Below are 18,240 nucleotides of genomic sequence, written 5' to 3'. Positions count from 1 at the left end.
CCAGGAGAGAGCACGCTCAACCGATATGTTTTCGTACGACCCTGGCAAGATCCTCGGCCATTTCCTTGACCATGGTGGACTGTTCTCCTTCCACCATGATGCGTAGCAGCGGCTCAGTCCCTGAATACCTGATGAGCACCCGTCCACACCCGTTCAGGCGACGTTCACTTTCTTGTATGGCACGATCAATGTCTGGAATCGATTCCAATTGCGGCTTCTTCGTGACATGCACATTCACCAACACTTGCGGAACAGCGGTCATCGCCATGGCCAACTCGGATAACGGTTTCTTGGTTCGCTTCACCAAGGACAACATCTGTAAAGCCGAGATAAGGCCATCCCCCGTGGTGTTATGGTCAAGGAATATGAAGTGTCCTGACTGTTCTCCTCCAAAGTTATATCCTTCCGCCAACATTCGCTCGAGCAGGTACCGATCGCCGACCGGCGTTCGAATCAGTTTGACGCCTGCTTTCGACATGGACAGCTCCAGCCCAAAGTTGCTCATCACGGTTCCGACCAAAGTCTGCTTGGCTAAGAGCCCGTTTCGATGAAGATCCAGGGCCAAGGCCGCCATAACATGATCCCCGTCGATGATCATTCCCTGTTCACAGACGAAAACGGCCCGATCGGCATCACCATCCAAGGCGATACCGACATCTGCTTTGTAACGGCGTACCGACTCTTGTAACAGTTCCGGATGGACAGCGCCGCAACCGGCATTGATATTCATCCCGTCCGGTTTATTGCCGATCACTTCAACCGTGGCTCCCAATTCCCTGAGAACTGTCGGAGCCACCTTGTACGCGGCACCATTGGCGCAATCCACAACGAGCTTCAGCCCTTGAAAATCCAAGTCTTTGGGTAACGACCGCTTCGCGAATTCAATATAGCGTCCCTCTGCATCGTCAATGCGATAGGCTTTGCCTATGAGATCGGCCGTTGGCCGAAGATGACGGATTTCATCGGACACGATCAGTTCTTCGATACGAGCCTCCACTTCGTCCGGAAGCTTGAACCCATCGCTTGAAAAGAACTTGATTCCGTTGTCTTGATACGGGTTGTGCGACGCGGAAATGACCACCCCGGCGTCCGCCCGTAGACTTCTGGTCAAAAATGCGATCGCCGGCGTCGGCATCGGGCCGACTAACAACACATCGACGCCCATCGAGCAGATTCCCGCCATTAACGCCGATTCCAGCATGTAGCCAGAGATACGGGTGTCCTTCCCAATCACAATCTGATGACGGCCCGCTCTTCGCATGAAAATGTGGGCGGCGGCTCGTCCGAGCTGCATCGCCATTTCACTGGTCATGGGATCGAGGTTGGCCACGCCTCGAACCCCGTCGGTTCCAAATAATTTACGCATCATGCTCCTGTCCCCAAGATGACCAGCATGGATTCAGCGCCGCCGCCATCTTGACTACGTCGATCATCATCGCAACATCATGGACCCGAACAATGTGAGCGCCGCGGTCGACCGCCAATGCCACCGCCGCTGCGGTCCCCCATTCTCGGTGAACAACGGATTTCTCCACAATGCGCCCGATGAATCCCTTCCGAGACAGACCAACCAGCAGCGGACGGTTCAGCGCCGTCAAGGATGGCAGCCCCCTCAGAAGCTCCAGATTATGGTGCACCAGCTTACCAAAACCGAATCCTGGATCAAGCAGGATATTGGTTCGCGCAATGCCGGCATGAACGGCGATCTCCATGCGTTCTTCAAGAAATTTCGATACTTCGCCAACGACATCTGAATAATGGGGGGCCAACTGCATCGTTTGAGGGGTTCCCTGCATGTGCATAAGGACGACGGCTGCGCCGCACCGGGCAATCACGGAGGCCATCTGTGGATCATGTCGTAGGGCACTCACATCGTTGATGATCGATGCGCCTGCATCCAAGGCGCGCTGAGCCACGCACGACTTCGTGGTATCGACTGAAATCGGAATCGTCACCTGCTTAGCCAAACCTTCAACGACCGGGATGACCTGAGCCAGTTCATCCTGTTCACTGACCGGGCTTGCGCCAGGCCGAGTCGATTCCCCGCCGATATCGACAATGTCGGCCCCTTGTTCGATCAGCTCCAATGCATGAGCAAGCGCGAGGTCAGGCTGGGCATATCGTCCTCCATCATAGAAGGAATCCGTCGTGATGTTGACGACGCCCATAATGAGTGGACGTCCTGCCCAACGAATGTTTTGCCCTCTGGCAGAAAACCACTGTTGCGCCGTGATTCCCTGTGGTGGTGTTCGATCCAACTATTACACCGGCGAAAGGACGATCCAGTCCGTCGCTCCAGTTATCCGGAAAGCACCCCGGACACAACGCGGCGCCGAACACGGCACCATAGGCACGACGGCTCCGCCATCAATGCGCCATTGGCGCAATATATTTAGGCTGGAACTGTTTGAGAGGAGGATTGCAACAGAATCTGATCAATTTCCGGTGCGTCGAGCACTTCTTTTTCAAGTAGCGCCTCCGCCAACGCTTTCAGACTCGTCATCTGTTCGGTCAGCACACGTTTCGCGCGTTCGTAATTTTCCGTGACAAAGCGTTTGATTTCCAAATCGATTTCGAGGGCCACTTGATCGCTGACATCTCGTTTTGTGGTGAAGTCTCGTCCGAGAAACACCGAATCTTCCTTTTGCCCAAAAGTCAGGGGGCCCAATTTCTCGCTCATCCCCCACTCGCACACCATCTTGCGAGCCAGGTCGGTCGCGCGCTCAAGATCATTGCCAGCTCCGGTTGTAACATGTTTAAATACCAGTTCTTCTGCAACGCGTCCACCCATCAAAATCGCCAACGTGTTGTAGAGAAACTCTTTGGAATAGTTATGCCGATCGTCCGTCGGCAGCTGCATCGTCACACCCAGCGCTCGCCCCCTGGGAATGATCGTCACTTTGTGAACAGGATCGGTTCCTGGAAGGAGCTTCGCCATCAATGCGTGGCCAGCTTCGTGGTATGCCGTAACCCGTTTTTCTTCCTCGGTAAGAATCATGCTCTTGCGCTCAGCACCCATCATGACCTTATCCTTGGCCATTTCGAAGTCGATGTTTTCGACTTCTTTCTTGTTCTGGCGAGCCGCCCATAGCGCCGCTTCGTTCACCAGATTTTCCAAGTCTGCGCCAGAGAACCCTGGTGTCCCCCTGGCAATCTTTTCCAATTCGACGTTCGCGGCAATTGGAACCTTCTTGGTATGGACTTTCAAGATTTCTGAACGACCCTTGAGATCCGGACGATTCACCACCACCTGTCGATCGAAGCGTCCAGGTCGCAGCAAAGCCGGGTCGAGCACATCGGGGCGATTGGTCGCCGCGACCAGAATGACGCCCTCGGTTGTATCGAAACCGTCCATTTCAACGAGCAACTGATTGAGGGTCTGCTCCCGCTCATCGTGTCCGCCACCGAGACCTGCTCCCCGCAATCTTCCGACGGCATCGATTTCGTCTATGAAAATGATGCACGGGGCATGCTTCTTCCCTTGTTCGAATAAATCACGCACCCGCGAGGCACCGACACCTACAAACATCTCGACGAAATCCGACCCACTGATGCTAAAGAACGGCACCCCGGCTTCCCCAGCGATGGCCTTCGCAAGCAAAGTTTTTCCTGTTCCTGGAGGGCCGACGACGAGCACTCCCTTGGGTATCCGTCCGCCAAGTTTTTGGAATTTGCGAGGATCTTTAAGGAACTCAATGATTTCAAGTACTTCCTCTTTCGCCTCGTCACAGCCCGCGACATCGGAGAAGGTGACCTTCTTTCGTTCCTCGGTCAGCATACGGGCGCGGCTTTTCCCGAAGGACAAAGCCTTGTTGCCCCCAATCTGCATCTGACGCATCAGGAAAAACCAGAGGCCTAAGAAAAGAATAAACGGCCCCCACGTGACAAGGAACGTGATGTACCACGGACTCTCATCCGGTGGTTTAACCTCGATTTGAACATCCTTTTCACGAAGAACCTTGACAAGGTCAGGATAATCGGCTGAATAGGTACGGATACGAGTCTTGTCCTTCAGGACCCCGCTGATATGATTGCCCTTGATGATGACTTTTTCAAAATCGCCCTTATCGAGCTTTGCCATGAAATCGCTGAATATGACTTCTTCTTCAGGTGCATGAGTCGGCACACTGAATAGATTGAACAGGAGAATCATGAACAAGCCGACCACTACCCAGAAGAGCAAGTTCTTGACCCGGGAATTCATCCAGTTCTCCTTCGCGACAACGTTGGACGCAAGGTATTCATAAATCGTGGTGATGTTAACACAGCCTTACGTAGATTGACAACAGCTCGTCGGAAAACTCTACTCGTCTTGCTGACTCAACTGATCGAGCACCGCGAGGTAAGGAAGGTTACGGTACTTTTGTTGGTAATCGAGTCCGTAACCGACGACGTACTGGTTCGGTATTCTGAACCCGATATACTGAACCTGCACATTGACGACACGGCGTTCAGACTTACTCAGCAGGGTACAGACTTTGATGCTTCTCGGTTTCTGCTTCCCTAACGCCTTTATAAGATATTGAATCGTCAACCCCGAATCGACGATATCCTCGACCAGCAGCACATCTCTATCTTTGATGTTTTCGGTGAGCTCGGTCACGAGCTTGACCTTTCCGGAGGACTTCGCTTGTGTTCCGTAACTCGTTACGATGATAAAATCCACCTGTACCGGAATTCGGATGGCTCGCGCCAGATCGGCAAAAAATGCATAGGCTCCCTTTAAGACTCCAACCAGGACAAGATCTTTCCCGGCATAGTCCGCGCTAATCTGTTTTCCCAACTCGCGGATGCGGCTCCGCATTTGCTCCTGTGTCACGATCGGACGTCCAAACATCCGTTCCATCTCACTCAATCTCCTTCCCCGAGAGGTCGTCGATCAGTCGTGAAAACCAACCAGCGTTGCGTGGCCACAGTTGGTACCCAACGATCATCCTGACGATGTCCAACGACCCACAGAATTCCCTCGGGAGCCACCACCAAGGGAATGCGCGATCGAGCGGCGATCGGTATCTTCAGATCCGTGAAAAAATCCTGCAGCTTTTTTGAGTGGCCTCCCATGCCGGCGGGACAAAATCGATCTCCCGGGATCCAGTTCCGTACCGTCAGCGGCTGAGACACTCGATCGGCATCCACCAGAATTCGATCCTTTCCGAGAGGACCGCACATCCAACCAATTGTCTGCTGGTGTACCTGAAGTCGTTGGCCTGTTTCAGGCCATACGATCTCTCCGGGTATGGACAACAGCTTCTGACATCTGACATGGGATGGTCTCGCAGGGGAGCTCGTTCCTTCACGAAGCGGAACAAATCGGAGATCGTGGCCGCTGATGGCAACATGTCCTCCCTTCACGTCGAGACTGGAGCTGCTTCCCCGTTTTGAGGCCAAGCGAATGATGCGGTCAACCGTTCGGATACCGGGGGAGCGAAATCGATCGTCCGCCTGTCGAAAGAGGTTTCTGATACAACGCCGTTGAAGCGCCATCGGAAGCCCCCGGAAAAGTCCCCGATCGATTGCCCAACCTCCGGCAGAGTCTTGTTTCACGGCCGAGGATGAAAGGGCATCAGCCTGCTGATCCAGATAACGATCATCTTCCCTGCAAGTATCCGCAAGTTTGCAGAGCGCATCCACGCTGGAAGGGGCGAGCCGCGTCAGAAGTGGAATCAGTTCTTTCCTCACTCGGTTCCGCAAGTACCGCGGCTGGACATTGCTGGAATCTTCACGAAATGACAGCCCTGCCGTGTGAAGATACGTCAAGACTTCTTGGCGCTTCGTCTCATAGAGAGGCCGAACAATCTTGTTATCGCGAAACGCCGGCATACCGGAAAGACCGGTCAGCCCCGCGCCGCGCAGCATCCATAGCAAGACCGTCTCCGCTTGATCGTCCGCCGTATGGCCGACGGCGATACGGTCCGCCCTATACTTGTCGGCGATCTCCTGCATCACCCGATAGCGGAGGTCACGAGCCACAGCTTGCAGTGAGTCTTTGCGTCTACCGGCGTCGATTCCAACCCGTCGCACATGGAGCGGCACTCCGAGCCCTTCGCAGAAATTCTCCACGAATTGTTGGTCGGCCTCAGACTCCACTCCTCGCAGTCCATAGTTACAATGAACGGCGGTGAGGGCCAGGTCCCAACTTGACCGAAGACGATGCAGGATCGACAACAGGGCGACGGAATCCGGACCGCCGGAGATAGCGACCACGATATGCTGTCCGCATTGAAAGAGGTTCCTGGACCGAACCGTTTGAACGACCCGATGCAACAGGGAAGGCAAGACCATTGGCCAGACCACTGGGTTGGTGGATCGGTTTAGGGTCGGTGGCAAGAACTCATCATCCTCTGATTGTTTCATGATATCGACGGAGGATACTCTTCGCAGAACTCACGTCGGCCGCGATTTGTCGGCTCAGCGTTTCTCCGCTCTCAAACTGAGCATCGCCCCGGATACGACCGATAAACTCGATAGTGAGCGTTCGTCCATACAGCTCGTGTACCCCATCCAGAATGGATACCTCCAATCCCCGTTCACCGCCGTCAAAAGTCGGCCTGGTGCCGATGTAGGCGACTGAATCATGCCGTTCCTCGCCCATCATCGTCACCGTGGCATAAATTCCGTCGGCGGGGACCACACGGTCTGGAGGCAGTCGAAGATTGGCCGTCGGACATCCTAACGTTCGCCCTCTTCCGTCGCCTGGAGATACGACTCCGCTCAACGCGTAGTGCCGACCAAGCAAGCAAGCCGCGCGGTCCACTTGTCCGGCCATAATAAGTTGTCTAATTTTCGTCGAGCTGACCACTCCTCCATCCATCATCACGGGAGGAATCGGATGGACAAGGAAGCCAAATCGTTCGCCGAGCGCGATCAAATCGTCGATTTGTCCGGCTCGTTTGTGTCCGAACACGAAATGTTGTCCGATGAAAATCTCTTTCAGGCCGAGCCCTTTGAAGAGAACCTGCTCGGCGAACATCTCCGGAGACAAGGATGCAAAAGCCGGTGTGAAATCCAAAGAGACCACCTCATCGATTCCGGCCTGTTCGAAACGAGCACGTTTCTCTTCTCCGGTCGTCAAGAACCGCAGATCCACGTGAGGCGCAAGAATTTTGACCGGGTGGGGATCGAACGTCAGAACGAGCGCCGTTCCCTTGGCATGACGTGCCGTCTCGACTACCTGTTTCAAGAGCGCACGGTGACCGAGATGATGTCCGTCGAAATTCCCGATGGTCCCCACCGGATACGGCCGCACGATCTCGTCCGAATATCCGCGGGTCACGTTCATCGTCGATCAATGGAGGAGCTTGACTGCGTTTTTCGCAAAATATGACAGAATCAGATCGGCACCCGCCCGTTTGATCGCCAACAGCGACTCCATCATGGCCCGTGATTCATCGAGCCACCCCGCCCTCGCTGCCGCTTTGATCATACTGTATTCACCGCTCACCTGATACGCCGCCACAGGAAGCAGTGTGCGAGCACGGGCCATCGCGATGATATCCAGATAAGGCCCCGCCGGCTTGACCATCACGATATCGGCGCCTTCTTCGATATCGAGCTCGATCTCGCGCAGCGCTTCGCGCGCATTGGCCGGATCCATCTGATAGGACTGCCGATCCCCAAATTGAGGACTGGAGAAAGCAGCATCACGAAAAGGCGCGTAGAAACACGAAGAGAATTTGGCTGCGTACGCCAGGATCGGCAGGTCAGGGAACCCGGATCGATCCAATTCCCGCCTGATCGCCGCGACACGACCATCCATCATGTCAGACGGTGCAACCATATCGGCTCCAGCCTGCGCATGGGTGCGAGCCATGGTGATGAGGCACTCGAGCGTTTCATCATTGAGAATTTTCCCATCCCTGACGATTCCACAATGCCCGTGAGTCGTATATTCGTCGATACAGACATCGGTAATCACCAACAATCCGGGGACTTGTTGCTTGACGGCTCTGACCGCCCGCTGCACGATGCCGTTCGGGTCCCACCCGGAGCTCCCCCGCTCGTCTTTCTGCGCCGGTATGCCGAAGAGGATGACGGCCGGAATACCCAGAGCCTGAATGTCAGCCGCCTCTTTAACTAACAGATCGACGGACAACCGGTATTGGCCCGGCATCGATGCAATCTCTTCGCGGCGATCTTGCCCTTCCACGACGAAGAGCGGATAAATAAAATCCGCCGGTGACAATGACGTTTCACGGACCATCCGCCGCAACGAATCATGCTGTCGCAGGCGGCGGAGTCGCTGGATCGGAAATCCCATCGCTCGCCTTACTTCCGTGGAAGGTTCGTCAAGAACACGACGAGGTCGCGGACAGAGATGATCCCGACCAATTTTCCGTCGCGCGTGACTCCCAAATGCCGCAGATGGGACTGCGCCATCAGATCATTGGCATCCAGCAACGTCTTGCTCTCCTCGATCGTCATGATCGGCGCCGACATGATTTGCTCGACCGTCGTCTTCGTGGCATCCGCACCGGCCGCTACCACCCTGCGCATCATGTCGGTATCCGTGATGATGCCGATAATCTCCCGGTCATTGGTCACGAATAAGCTGCCGATCCCGCGATCACGCATGATACGGGCGGCCGTCTGGGTATCGGTATCACGAGGCACCGTCACAAACTTTTCCCGGGGAATCATGAACGACTTTACAGGAACCATCTCACCCTCCCTTCTTGTATATGACCACCGTCCATCTCTCGCATGTGCGTCACGGCAGTGCGGCCGTGGTCACCTGTTCACGGCTTTCAAAATGATGGGCGATCGCATCCACCATCGCGGGGATCGTGTTCTCCTTCGGCATGATCGAGACCGTCAACCCATAGCCTTCTACGGTCTTGGCCGTGATGGGCCCGATACACGCGATCAAGACGGATCGCAAGAGCGGTTTCACCGCTTCGACACCGCCCAGCATCGTGATGAAGTTGCGGACCGTGGAAGAGCTGGTGAACGTGACGACATGGATCTGCCGATCCATGAGTTCCTGCCGCCACTCCCGGAAGTCTTGGTCCGGCGCGACCGTTCGGTACACGGGAATCACATCGACATGCGCTCCGGCAGCGCGCAGTTCGTCCGGTAACAGTTCCCGCGCCACCTCGGCACGCGGGATCAGAATTCGGACGTTGCTCACACCCTGCCGGGTAAGCATATCCAACACTCCTTCCGCCTGATACTCTGCCGGAACCACATCCGCTCTTACGCCGAACCGTTCCAATTCTTGAGCCGTCCGAGGTCCGATGCAGCAAAGCCGTCGTCCCGCCAAGCAGCGTGCATCGAACCCGTTGGCCCATAACCGCGTCATGAAACGATCCACACCATTGACACTGGTAAAAATAATCCAGTGGTAGGTCTCTAGCTCGGAGATCGCTTGATCGATGGGCGCCCAATCCAGCGGAGGAACGATCTTAATTGTCGGAGCTTCGACCGGTTCAGCTCCATAGCCGGCCAACCGAGCCGCCAACTCGCCGGCCTGTTCTTTCGCCCGCGTCATAAGCACCCGTTTCCCAAAGAGGGGACGCCGCTCGAACCAGTTGAGTTGAGGTCTGAGCCGAACGACCTCTCCCACCACGATGACCGTCGGCGGCTCCATGTGTGCAGCCGCGGCCTTGTCCACGATATCCGCCAGCGTGCCGACGACGGTCTGCTGTGAAACTCTCGTTCCCCACCGAATGACGGCCACGGGAGTCGACCCAGGACGCCCTTCGGCCATTAAGGTCGACGTGATCGTTGACAGATTCTTCATGCCCATCAAAAAGACAACGGTCCCTTGATTCACCGCCAATCGTGACCAGTCCAAGGCCGTGGTAGGCTTCTCGGAATCTTCATGTCCCGTGACAATGGTCAGCGTAGAAGCCAGCGTTCGATGAGTTACCGGAATACCGGCATACGCGGGAACGGCAACGGCAGCGGTCACCCCAGGAACGACTTCGAATTCAATCCCCGCCGAGGCGAGCACCTCCGCTTCTTCTCCGCCTCGTCCAAAGACATAGGGATCGCCCCCCTTCAGCCGCACCACCGCGTTGCCTGCCTTGGCTCGTTCAATCAATAGTCGATTGATGGCTTCCTGCTCTGGATATTTACCCTTGCCTCTCCGCCCGACATAAATCCGCTCCGCCTGGTCCGGGACATAAGCAAGGAGGATGGGATTGGCGAGATAATCGTAGAGCACCACGTCGGCTTGCTCAAGGCACTCTTTTCCTCGAAGGGTCAAAAGCCCCGGGTCTCCCGGACCAGCCCCGACTAGGTAGACTTTTCCCTTGCTTCGTCGTACCACGTTCACGATGATCCGTAAATCTCGCGCAGGATTTTGTCTCCGCCCCGATTCAGCAGTCGCTCGGCCAGCTGAACGCCAAGAACGTGAGCCTGCTGACGCGCCCCCTCAATGTGATCACGAAGGACGGTCTTCCCGTCCACGCTGGCGACAAGACCATCCAATACCAGCCGCTCCTCGGACAGGGTGGCGTGGGCCGCAATGGGCACTTGGCACCCGCCCTCCAGGCGGTGCAAGAAGGCCCGCTCCGCCGCCACGGTCGTGTGGGTCTGCGGATGATTGAGTCGCAATAAAACCGACCGCACGAATGCATCATTGGCTCGACCTTCGATACCGAGGGCACCCTGCCCGATCGCAGGCAGACTGAGGATGGGAGGCAGGTATTCCGTGATGGTCTGGCTCCACCCTAGCCGGTGCAGACCGGCAGCGGCCAAGACGATGGCGTCAAACTGTCCCTCTTTGAGTTTCCTCAATCGTGTGTCCAGGTTGCCTCGCAGCATCGCGATCCTTAGATCCGGCCTGGCCTGTAACAGTTGCGCTTGACGGCGAAGACTCGCCGTCCCGATGGTGGCTCCCTGCGGAAGATCCCGAAAGGTACGTCCTTCCCGACTGATTAAGGCATCACGAGCATCCTCACGGGAAGGCACACAGAGAATCTCCAACCCCTCGGGTAATTGCGCCGGAACATCCTTCATACTGTGCACGGCGAAGTCGATCTCACCGGCGAGCAACGCGTCCTCAATTTCCTTGACGAACAGGCCCTTGCCCCCGATTTTGGCCAACGGCACGTCGACAATCTTGTCGCCGGATGTTTGAATCTTCTTGAGCACGACTCGGACTTCCGGCATGACCTCGTGAATCTTGGATTGAAACCATTCACTTTGACAGAGCGCCAATTTGCTTCCTCTCGTTCCAAGAACCAAGGTTGAGCGTTGGCCGTTCGGAATTGACACGTTGGGTTCTTTCGTTGCCCCGCGCTCAGCGGGCTTGTTTATGAATCGACGGTTCTGGAGTCGGATCGCCGGCACCCGACTCCGCGGAATCTTCAGCTTGATAGCGCGGCGCGTCCGCATAGGTCTCGATCTGCTGGACAGGCGGCGGCTGCCGGTCAAGTGAAAAAAATCGACGGGCCGCTTCGACGAACGCCGGACCGTTCGACGAGTTGATTTCGGTCTTGAGCGTGACCATCGTGCGATGAATCAATTTATTCACGATCGAGGAGGCAAGGCCTTCCACCAGTTCGCGGTCCTGAGGCGACAAATGCGGCAACCGCGCGAGTACTTTATCGAGCTCCGCCCGTTTCATGTCGTCGACGCGGCTCCGGAGCGCGACGATCGTCGGCGTGACCTCCAACGACTTCATCCAGTCGAGCATGGTGGCGACTTCTTCCAATACCATGCGTTCAGCCCGCTCCGCCTCCTGCAGTCGCTCGGCGCGATTCTGTTCCACGCGATGTTTCAGATCATCGATATCGAAGAGGAACGCATTGTCGACATGGCGAACGGATGGATCGATGTTTCGCGGGACGGAAATATCGATCAAGAACATCGGACGATTCATCCGTTCTTTGACCGCTCGTTCCACGTCCTCGGCGTCGAGGATATAGTGCGCCGCCCCAGTGGAGACCAGGACGATGTCGGCCGACGCCATGTCGTCCTTGAACTGATCGAAAGGGACGGGAGTCCCTCCGAACTTGTCGGCCAGATCGATCGCATGCTGTGCGGTCCTCGTCGTGATGCGGACGTGCCCGACCCCGTGAGCAATCAAATGTCTCGCGGCCAATTTGGCCATCTCGCCTGCACCGACCAACAGCACCGTCTTCTCGTGGAGGTTGGAAAAAATCTTCTTGGCCAGCTCGACGGCCGCATAGCTGACGGACACCGCCGTTTCTGAAATTTTCGTTTCAGTCCGTACGCGCTTGGCCACGGAGATGGCCTTTTTGACGACCTTGTTCATGATCACGCCGGTCGTCTTATGAGCCAGCGCCACTTCAAAGGCATCCTTGAGTTGCCCCAGGATTTGAGATTCCCCGATGATCATGGAATCGAGGCTTGCCGCGACTCTGAATAAGTGACCGATTGCCCGATCGCCGGTATGCCAATAGAGGTGCGGGGTCAACTGCTCGGACGACAACGACAGATGCGTGTCGGCGAGAAACTCCTGAATGCGCCCATAGCCGGCTTCAATGTCATCAACGACCGAGTAGACCTCGACGCGATTGCACGTCGAGAGAAGAATGCCTTCCTTGACGCCGGGATACGAACAGAGGCGAGTGAGGGCCTCCCCGAGACGACTTTCGGGAACCGCCAACCTCTCACGGATTTCGACCGGAGCCGTTTTGTGACTCAACCCGACGACGATCAGATGCATGGGATGATCAAAAGCATGTTACGACAATGTCCCGTGTCCTTTCAGGACGACGCCGACCAACGTGAGGATCACGCAAGCGAACCCGATCACCGTGAGGTAAGCCGCACGTTTGGCCCTCCACCCGATGGTCAATCGTCCCAGCAGGACGATGAAATAGAACAGCCAGGTGACGAGCGCCCACGTTTGCTCCGGATTCCAACTGACATAGGACCCTCGGGCAAATTGGGCCGAAATGGCTCCCGTCACGATCCCCAACGTGAGCAACGGGAATCCCAATACGATGGATTGTTGGTTGAGATGATCGAGAAAGTCGAGCGCGGGCAGCTTGCTGTAGAGCACGTTGAACTGTTTGGACTTGAGGAGTCGATCCTGGATCAGGTACATCACCCCGGCGACGAATGCCACGGCAAATCCCACCGCCCCCAGCATGCTGAGTGTGACATGAAACCACAAGGTCTTGAACACGGGCTGGAGGGTGGGCTCCGTTTCGGGAAGGGCGGCCGCCGAGACCAAGGAGACTAAGGCCAAGGGCACCATGAAGGACCCCAGCACATGAATCCGATGACGCAGCTCAACCACGAGCAGCACGAGAATGATCATCCACGCAAAAAAGGAGAGCGCTTCGGAAAAACTGGGAGATGCCGATGACGACGCGGCAAACATTCGTGCCCCGAGGACAAACGTATGGGAAGCGAAGCCCACGGCGGTCAGCCCCAACGATACCTGGGACAAGGCTTCTGAACGTCGCAGTGAATAGGAAAGAAATGACACCGTGGCCACGATGTACAGGACTAACGTGATCATGAAACAGACCGCTGCCATCGGGAACGCCCTTCAAGATGCCCAATAATCAAGCGTCAACGAGATAAGTGGAGGATTATATCGATGCCAGCGAAACGGAGTCAACAAAACGTAGGCGCTTCAAGGACTTCCATCAGTCCTTCCAACCGAAAAGGGATCCTCTATGTGGTGGCAGTCTCCCTCGGCCATCCGGACGATGTGACCCTGCGTGCCGTGCGGACCCTCCGCGACGTAGACCTGATCGCTTCTGAAGATCCGAAGATCACCCAAGCGCTCCTCATGTATCATGGCATTCAGACGACGGTGACAAGCTACGGACCCAGAAATCTGAAAGAAAAAGCCGCGGTTCTCGTACAACGGTTGCGGCAAGGGATTGACGTGGCGCTGGTCTCTGATTGCGGCTCGCCCCTCGTCGCCGACCCCGGCTCTTTCCTCGTAGCAGCCGCCCATGCGCATGACATTCCAGTCGTTCCCATACCCGGCCCATCCGCCATCATCACGGCTCTGACAGCCGCAGGATTCTCTTGCGATTCTTTCTATTTTTTCGGACATCTGCCGAGCGCCTCCGCACGCACCATCCAAAGCCTTATCGATTCCATCAAAAGGCGGGGCCCGACCGTGGCCTTTTGTACTGGGACTGTGGTCCCACACATCCTGAAGGCGATCTCGCCTCGATGTTCTGTCGCTGTAGCCTATGACATGACGAAACCAAACGAGCGCATCATTCGTGGGACCGTTGGTGAAGTACTCGAGAGACTCAGTCCGGCTGGAGGTGGGGACGTCACAATCGTTTTTGGGGAAAAAACCGGGACGGATTCGAACGCCCAAGGTGTGCGCCGCTCTCAGTCACTCTCCTCTCGACGGATCAACACCCGATAGGCCTGGTCGATGCGTTCCTGGGACAATACCGTATGGCCTTCATTCTCGACACTCCGGGGAACATTGCGAATAGGGTCTCCGTCATCGAGAAGCACGGCCAACACCTGCCCCTCCTTCAGAGTCTCCAGTTTGAGCTTCGTCTTCACGAAGTTGTAGGGGCAAATTACCCCCCGTAGATCAAGTTCGGTCACCGGCGCTTCGGACATCTTCTGTGGATCGTTCATCATGCCAATCAACGCGACGCAATACGTTGTGTGTCAGCCTATCAAGAACCTGGGAGTTGAGCAATAACGCCCAACAAAAAGGGGCAGCCAAAGCTGCCCCCTCCTCCAGATCCGCAAACACGATGTGGCTACTGCATCCCCTTCACAAGATTGGGCTTCGCCGCATCGGTTCCATAATCCGATTTGGTTTGATTTTGATAGCCCCAACCTGGTTGCGGCTCGCAATTCCAGCAAGGAGCTGAGGCAGTATATTCTCCAATGGTGGTATCCACGGTACCTGTAATCTTTCCAGGAAGGACGGATCCTGCTATTCCACCGGTCGTACTGCCACTGGTTGTTTCAATGGCTCGTTCGGTCGACGGATTCGGTCTCTGACCTAGACCACCAAATCCAGCGAGTCGTTCATTGCCGCGCAATAGGTACACCTCTCGAACGATCTTACGCCCAACCCCATACTGTTGGCTTGGTGTGACTGCCTCGACTACCTGGAGAGAGATATCATCACCGTTATTCAATACCTTGATTTGATCCAGACTGGTTCTTTCGTCGAAATACACCGTCATGGAGCTCATCGCTCCAGCGCCAGCTCGGCCTTCGTCATGCGAGCTTCCCCCGGTTTCCAGATGCATTTTCCCCCCAGGGAAATCTATGGCCAGGACACGGCCGTAAATAGTCTCAGGAAGGGAGAGGCGATCAAGGAATGCATTACGATCGAAAGTCTGGACGCGATTGGCATTTCCGGACACATCGCCTACCCCCGTTCCCACACCCATTGCAGACCCACCAGATGACTGCTGAAGTCGCTCTTGAGCCACTGCAACATTCATTGAGCCGACACACAGTAGGGCGGCTCCCAGTGCCAACACGTTACGCATGTGCTGCCTCCTTCTTAATATAAATGGACAAGTCGTCCTGTAGAAAGAATCGAGCGATCATCCTGAAGATCTTCATCGAGCTTGGTTAACTTGAACAAAGTGAAATCACAATCGGCATACATACCTTTGAGAAATATGGCAGAAACTAGGCTAATAGTACATCGCTGTCAAGAGGGTACTTGCTGTGGAACAGTGGAACAGTTGAACATTCGTTGGTGCCCGGAGGGAGGGTCGAACTCCCACTCTGTCGCCAGAACCGGATTTTGAGTCCGGCGCGTCTGCCAGTTCCGCCATCCGGGCGCACATTCACTCTTCGAGTAGAGCGGGTGTGTTTCTAACATGCCGCGGTCAGAGGGTCAATCGGCATCCACCCTGCCCGAGCTGCGCGTGATCCCGATTGGGAATCAAGGGTGATTACAACCGTGGACCTCCCAGCCATCCACCGCGCGGGGAGTGGCCACTCAGCCAGAATGTAGCCTGCCCCGACATGATTTCGGTCAAAACTGGGAGCCCATGCCCATATACCGCCGCTTGGCGTGCTCCAGTGCCCAGGGAAAGAGAGTGAAGAAATACGGGGGATATCTGGAAAAACGCCATCCCCCCGGCAAGCGCCACAGTAGACTGTACGCGTTGATCTTCCAATTCAGCGGGATCATGAACCATCCCGTCACATGGGATCGTAACCATCGCGCGTAGTCTTGCAGAGACTCCTCGGAAAGGAATCCCTCCTTGGGATTCCAAAGCACGACAGCCGTCGCGTTCTTCTTTTGGCCGAAGAGTCCGCGTTCAACGCCAGCCTCCTCCACGATTCGTCGACAGATCGGACGGTCATAGTCGCCGCCTATGCTCCACGGCTTCATCTCGTCCCCTGTCGAAACTTGATGGATCTGCTCGATATTCCTCACTCCAAAGAAGGGCACGGCGCAATGGAGGAACCCCACCCATAAACGCCACTCGGTCAGAGCAAGGCCGGTCGGATCTCCCCGAACGATATGTGGCGACAGATCATGAGCACCGGCGTCCCACATTTTGTCGCCGTGATACCCAGTCAGCAAAACTCGTCCTTGCAAATAGGATCGGGCTGCAACGAAATGCATTTCTTCCCCATAGGCGTCGGCGGCAAGAAATGGAACCTCAGAGTACGGTTCCTGTCGCCAGGCGGTCCGGTCGAGCGCGATGGGACTCAGGCCGAGGCGGGCCGCGATGGTTTCGCCGCTATCGCATAAGCCTTCCCTTCCCTGTTGGAACGTCAGTACTTGCGTATTGCCCATGGCGCGGGCCAACACAGCAATAGTTGGGGAGTCATACCCCGTGGAAAGGGTTCCCAGAGGAAGATATGGATACTTACGTTGCGGGTCCCTCATATTCTGGCCGATGGCGCCGAGGGAGGCTTCCAGAAAAAATCTATATGCTTCGAAGGTGCCGAAGGTGCGGTCCCCAAAAGGCTTCTCTATCACGTCGAGCGAGCGGCCGTTCCATCGAAGATTATGAAAATATGTCAGGCGTAGAGGCCCCTGAGACGTCTGAAGGAGATGATTGTATTTCTGAAGGCCGTCTTGAATCGACCGGAAACTTCGATAGTACTCGTCCGAGAGTGGGTCGACGGAAAGATTCAGCGTGGCACACAGCGCGACCAATGAATTTGAGACGTAAACATGCTTCCCAACCTGGATGGAAACCAAGCGGTCGAGGGTGGAGCCGGAGGAAACAAAGGTGACGCTACTTTCGTACACTCGACCGCCGGACCCGAATACGAGGTCCGTTTGGTCAAAACCGCCTTCCGCGAACGCTCCCGGCCATACCGCTTCAGCAAACCAATCCTGCTCGAGTTCGACTCGGCTGCCGTGCAAGAGCACCATTTCAGTATTTGAACATTGTGCCACCCATGTGAGTGGCGGCCATCCGAGGACAGAGCTGAACTGAATCTGGATGCCCATGGTCTTCTACCCATGATCTTTCTATTGGGAGCAAAATTGCTCACTCAATAACAATATCCCTCTTCGCCTAATCTTAGCCAAAACCCTGGCTGTGTTCCCCGCGTGCAATTGACTCTTCAATTATAATTATATTGGGGAGCTACTTAACTATATAGGAGCCATTGCTCTCTACGATAGGCCCTACAGCGCGGTAGTGCTTCACTGCGGTTTTGAGTTCTTAGAACAGCCCACCCATGTCGTCAGATCCTGATAGTTTCGTGCTGGATGAATCCCTGTCTTTGAACTCTTGTAGTGCTCCCCTGAAATCAAGCCACCTGGGTTAATGGTTGGGCTCGGTATGGGACTGGACTTCGATAGCCCAGCGCCTGATGCGGACGTTCCTGGTTGTACCACTGCAGCCAGTCCCGAATGACCCGCCGCGCCTCCTCACATGTCTGGAACGCGTGTTGCCAGACACATTCCTCCTTGAGACTCCGAAAGAACCGTTCGATGATGCCGTTCTGCTCCGGCGTGTACGGTGTAATGAATTCCTTGTTGGAGTCGATAGTCGCGACAGGCTTGCCGGAACCGCCGACTCTGAAAGATCAGCCCATTGTCGCTGCGGAGGACCGGCGCCTCCACAGGACGCAACGTCCTGAAACGCTGTAGACAGGCGGCTTCGACCGCCCGTTCCGCCTCCTTTGCTCGACTGCGGAGCGCAAACTCGTACCCGATCACTTCCCGATCATGACAATCGATCACCGCCGCGAGATGTGCCCAGCCATCCTGCCCACAGGGAATATGCGTCACATCCATGGCCCATCGTTCGTTGCTCCGGCTGGCCCGACTCGTCCAGCCCTGCACACGAGGGCGGGGCGTAGCGACACGTTGATGCACACACCACCCCT

At 55.8% G+C, this 18,240-nt stretch carries 17 protein-coding genes and 1 tRNA gene; 1 reads left to right on the top strand and 17 read right to left on the bottom strand.

Annotation, left to right across the window (positions count from 1 at the left end):
- Positions 1-16: 16 nt before the first annotated feature.
- The 12 genes from glmM to A4E19_01690 all read right to left on the bottom strand — a co-directional run bounded on the left by glmM (position 17) and on the right by A4E19_01690 (position 13,459).
- A complete protein-coding gene (gene glmM / locus A4E19_01745) occupies positions 17-1,366 on the bottom strand; it encodes a phosphoglucosamine mutase (protein ID OQW35070.1) in 1,350 nt (449 codons plus the stop codon).
- Entirely contained in the window at positions 1,359-2,168 is an 810-nt protein-coding gene (locus A4E19_01740) for a dihydropteroate synthase (GenBank protein OQW35069.1), read from the bottom strand. The genes glmM and A4E19_01740 overlap by 8 nt, the downstream gene beginning before the upstream one ends.
- A 224-nt stretch (positions 2,169-2,392) precedes the next feature.
- Positions 2,393-4,204 carry a cell division protein FtsH gene (locus A4E19_01735; protein OQW35068.1) on the bottom strand — a complete coding sequence of 604 codons (1,812 nt, stop codon included), beginning with the start codon at positions 4,202-4,204 and terminating at the stop codon, positions 2,393-2,395.
- Positions 4,205-4,303: 99 nt separating this feature from the next.
- Entirely contained in the window at positions 4,304-4,846 is a 543-nt protein-coding gene (locus tag A4E19_01730) for a hypoxanthine phosphoribosyltransferase (protein ID OQW35067.1), read from the bottom strand.
- Positions 4,847-4,851: 5 nt separating this feature from the next.
- Positions 4,852-6,282, bottom strand: coding sequence for a hypothetical protein (locus A4E19_01725; protein ID OQW35066.1), 1,431 nt, complete (start codon positions 6,280-6,282; stop codon positions 4,852-4,854).
- A 52-nt stretch (positions 6,283-6,334) separates the two neighbouring features.
- Positions 6,335-7,279: a hypothetical protein gene (locus A4E19_01720; protein ID OQW35065.1), complete on the bottom strand. Its 945-nt coding sequence runs from the start codon at positions 7,277-7,279 to the stop codon at positions 6,335-6,337.
- Between the two features lie 6 nt (positions 7,280-7,285).
- Positions 7,286-8,257, bottom strand: a complete 972-nt coding sequence (locus A4E19_01715; protein ID OQW35064.1) for a delta-aminolevulinic acid dehydratase — start codon at positions 8,255-8,257, stop codon at positions 7,286-7,288.
- Between the two features lie 8 nt (positions 8,258-8,265).
- Complete coding sequence (locus A4E19_01710; protein ID OQW35063.1) at positions 8,266-8,658, bottom strand: hypothetical protein; 393 nt, start codon at positions 8,656-8,658, stop codon at positions 8,266-8,268.
- A gap of 49 nt (positions 8,659-8,707) precedes the next feature.
- A complete protein-coding gene (locus A4E19_01705; protein ID OQW35100.1) occupies positions 8,708-10,270 on the bottom strand; it encodes a HemD protein in 1,563 nt (520 codons plus the stop codon).
- A gap of 2 nt (positions 10,271-10,272) precedes the next feature.
- Entirely contained in the window at positions 10,273-11,214 is a 942-nt protein-coding gene (locus tag A4E19_01700) for a hydroxymethylbilane synthase (GenBank protein OQW35099.1), read from the bottom strand.
- A 31-nt stretch (positions 11,215-11,245) separates the two neighbouring features.
- Entirely contained in the window at positions 11,246-12,637 is a 1,392-nt protein-coding gene (locus tag A4E19_01695) for a glutamyl-tRNA reductase (GenBank protein ID OQW35062.1), read from the bottom strand.
- An 18-nt stretch (positions 12,638-12,655) separates the two neighbouring features.
- Entirely contained in the window at positions 12,656-13,459 is an 804-nt protein-coding gene (locus tag A4E19_01690; GenBank protein ID OQW35061.1) for a hypothetical protein, read from the bottom strand.
- Between the two features lie 63 nt (positions 13,460-13,522).
- Between A4E19_01690 and A4E19_01685 the strand changes: the two genes are divergently transcribed.
- Positions 13,523-14,317 carry a hypothetical protein gene (locus A4E19_01685; GenBank protein ID OQW35060.1) on the top strand — a complete coding sequence of 265 codons (795 nt, stop codon included), beginning with the start codon at positions 13,523-13,525 and terminating at the stop codon, positions 14,315-14,317.
- Here A4E19_01685 and A4E19_01680 read toward each other — a convergent pair.
- From A4E19_01680 to A4E19_01660, 5 genes are all read right to left on the bottom strand, one after another.
- A complete protein-coding gene (locus A4E19_01680; GenBank protein ID OQW35059.1) occupies positions 14,281-14,541 on the bottom strand; it encodes a preprotein translocase subunit TatB in 261 nt (86 codons plus the stop codon). The genes A4E19_01685 and A4E19_01680 overlap by 37 nt on opposite strands.
- Before the next feature lie 128 nt (positions 14,542-14,669).
- The gene (locus A4E19_01675; GenBank protein ID OQW35058.1) at positions 14,670-15,416 is read right to left on the bottom strand and encodes a hypothetical protein; all 747 of its coding nucleotides are present in this window, start codon (positions 15,414-15,416) and stop codon (positions 14,670-14,672) included.
- A gap of 213 nt (positions 15,417-15,629) precedes the next feature.
- Positions 15,630-15,716 (bottom strand) — tRNA-Leu (locus A4E19_01670).
- Between the two features lie 197 nt (positions 15,717-15,913).
- Complete coding sequence (locus tag A4E19_01665; protein OQW35057.1) at positions 15,914-17,353, bottom strand: hypothetical protein; 1,440 nt, start codon at positions 17,351-17,353, stop codon at positions 15,914-15,916.
- Positions 17,354-17,779: 426 nt separating this feature from the next.
- Positions 17,780-18,148 carry a hypothetical protein gene (locus A4E19_01660; protein OQW35056.1) on the bottom strand — a complete coding sequence of 123 codons (369 nt, stop codon included), beginning with the start codon at positions 18,146-18,148 and terminating at the stop codon, positions 17,780-17,782.
- Positions 18,149-18,240 lie beyond the last annotated feature (92 nt).

The sequence above is a fragment of the Nitrospira sp. SG-bin1 genome, assembly GCA_002083365.1.
In the GTDB taxonomy this organism is placed as follows: domain Bacteria; phylum Nitrospirota; class Nitrospiria; order Nitrospirales; family Nitrospiraceae; genus Nitrospira_D.
This window is presented reverse-complemented; position numbering and strand designations above follow the sequence as displayed.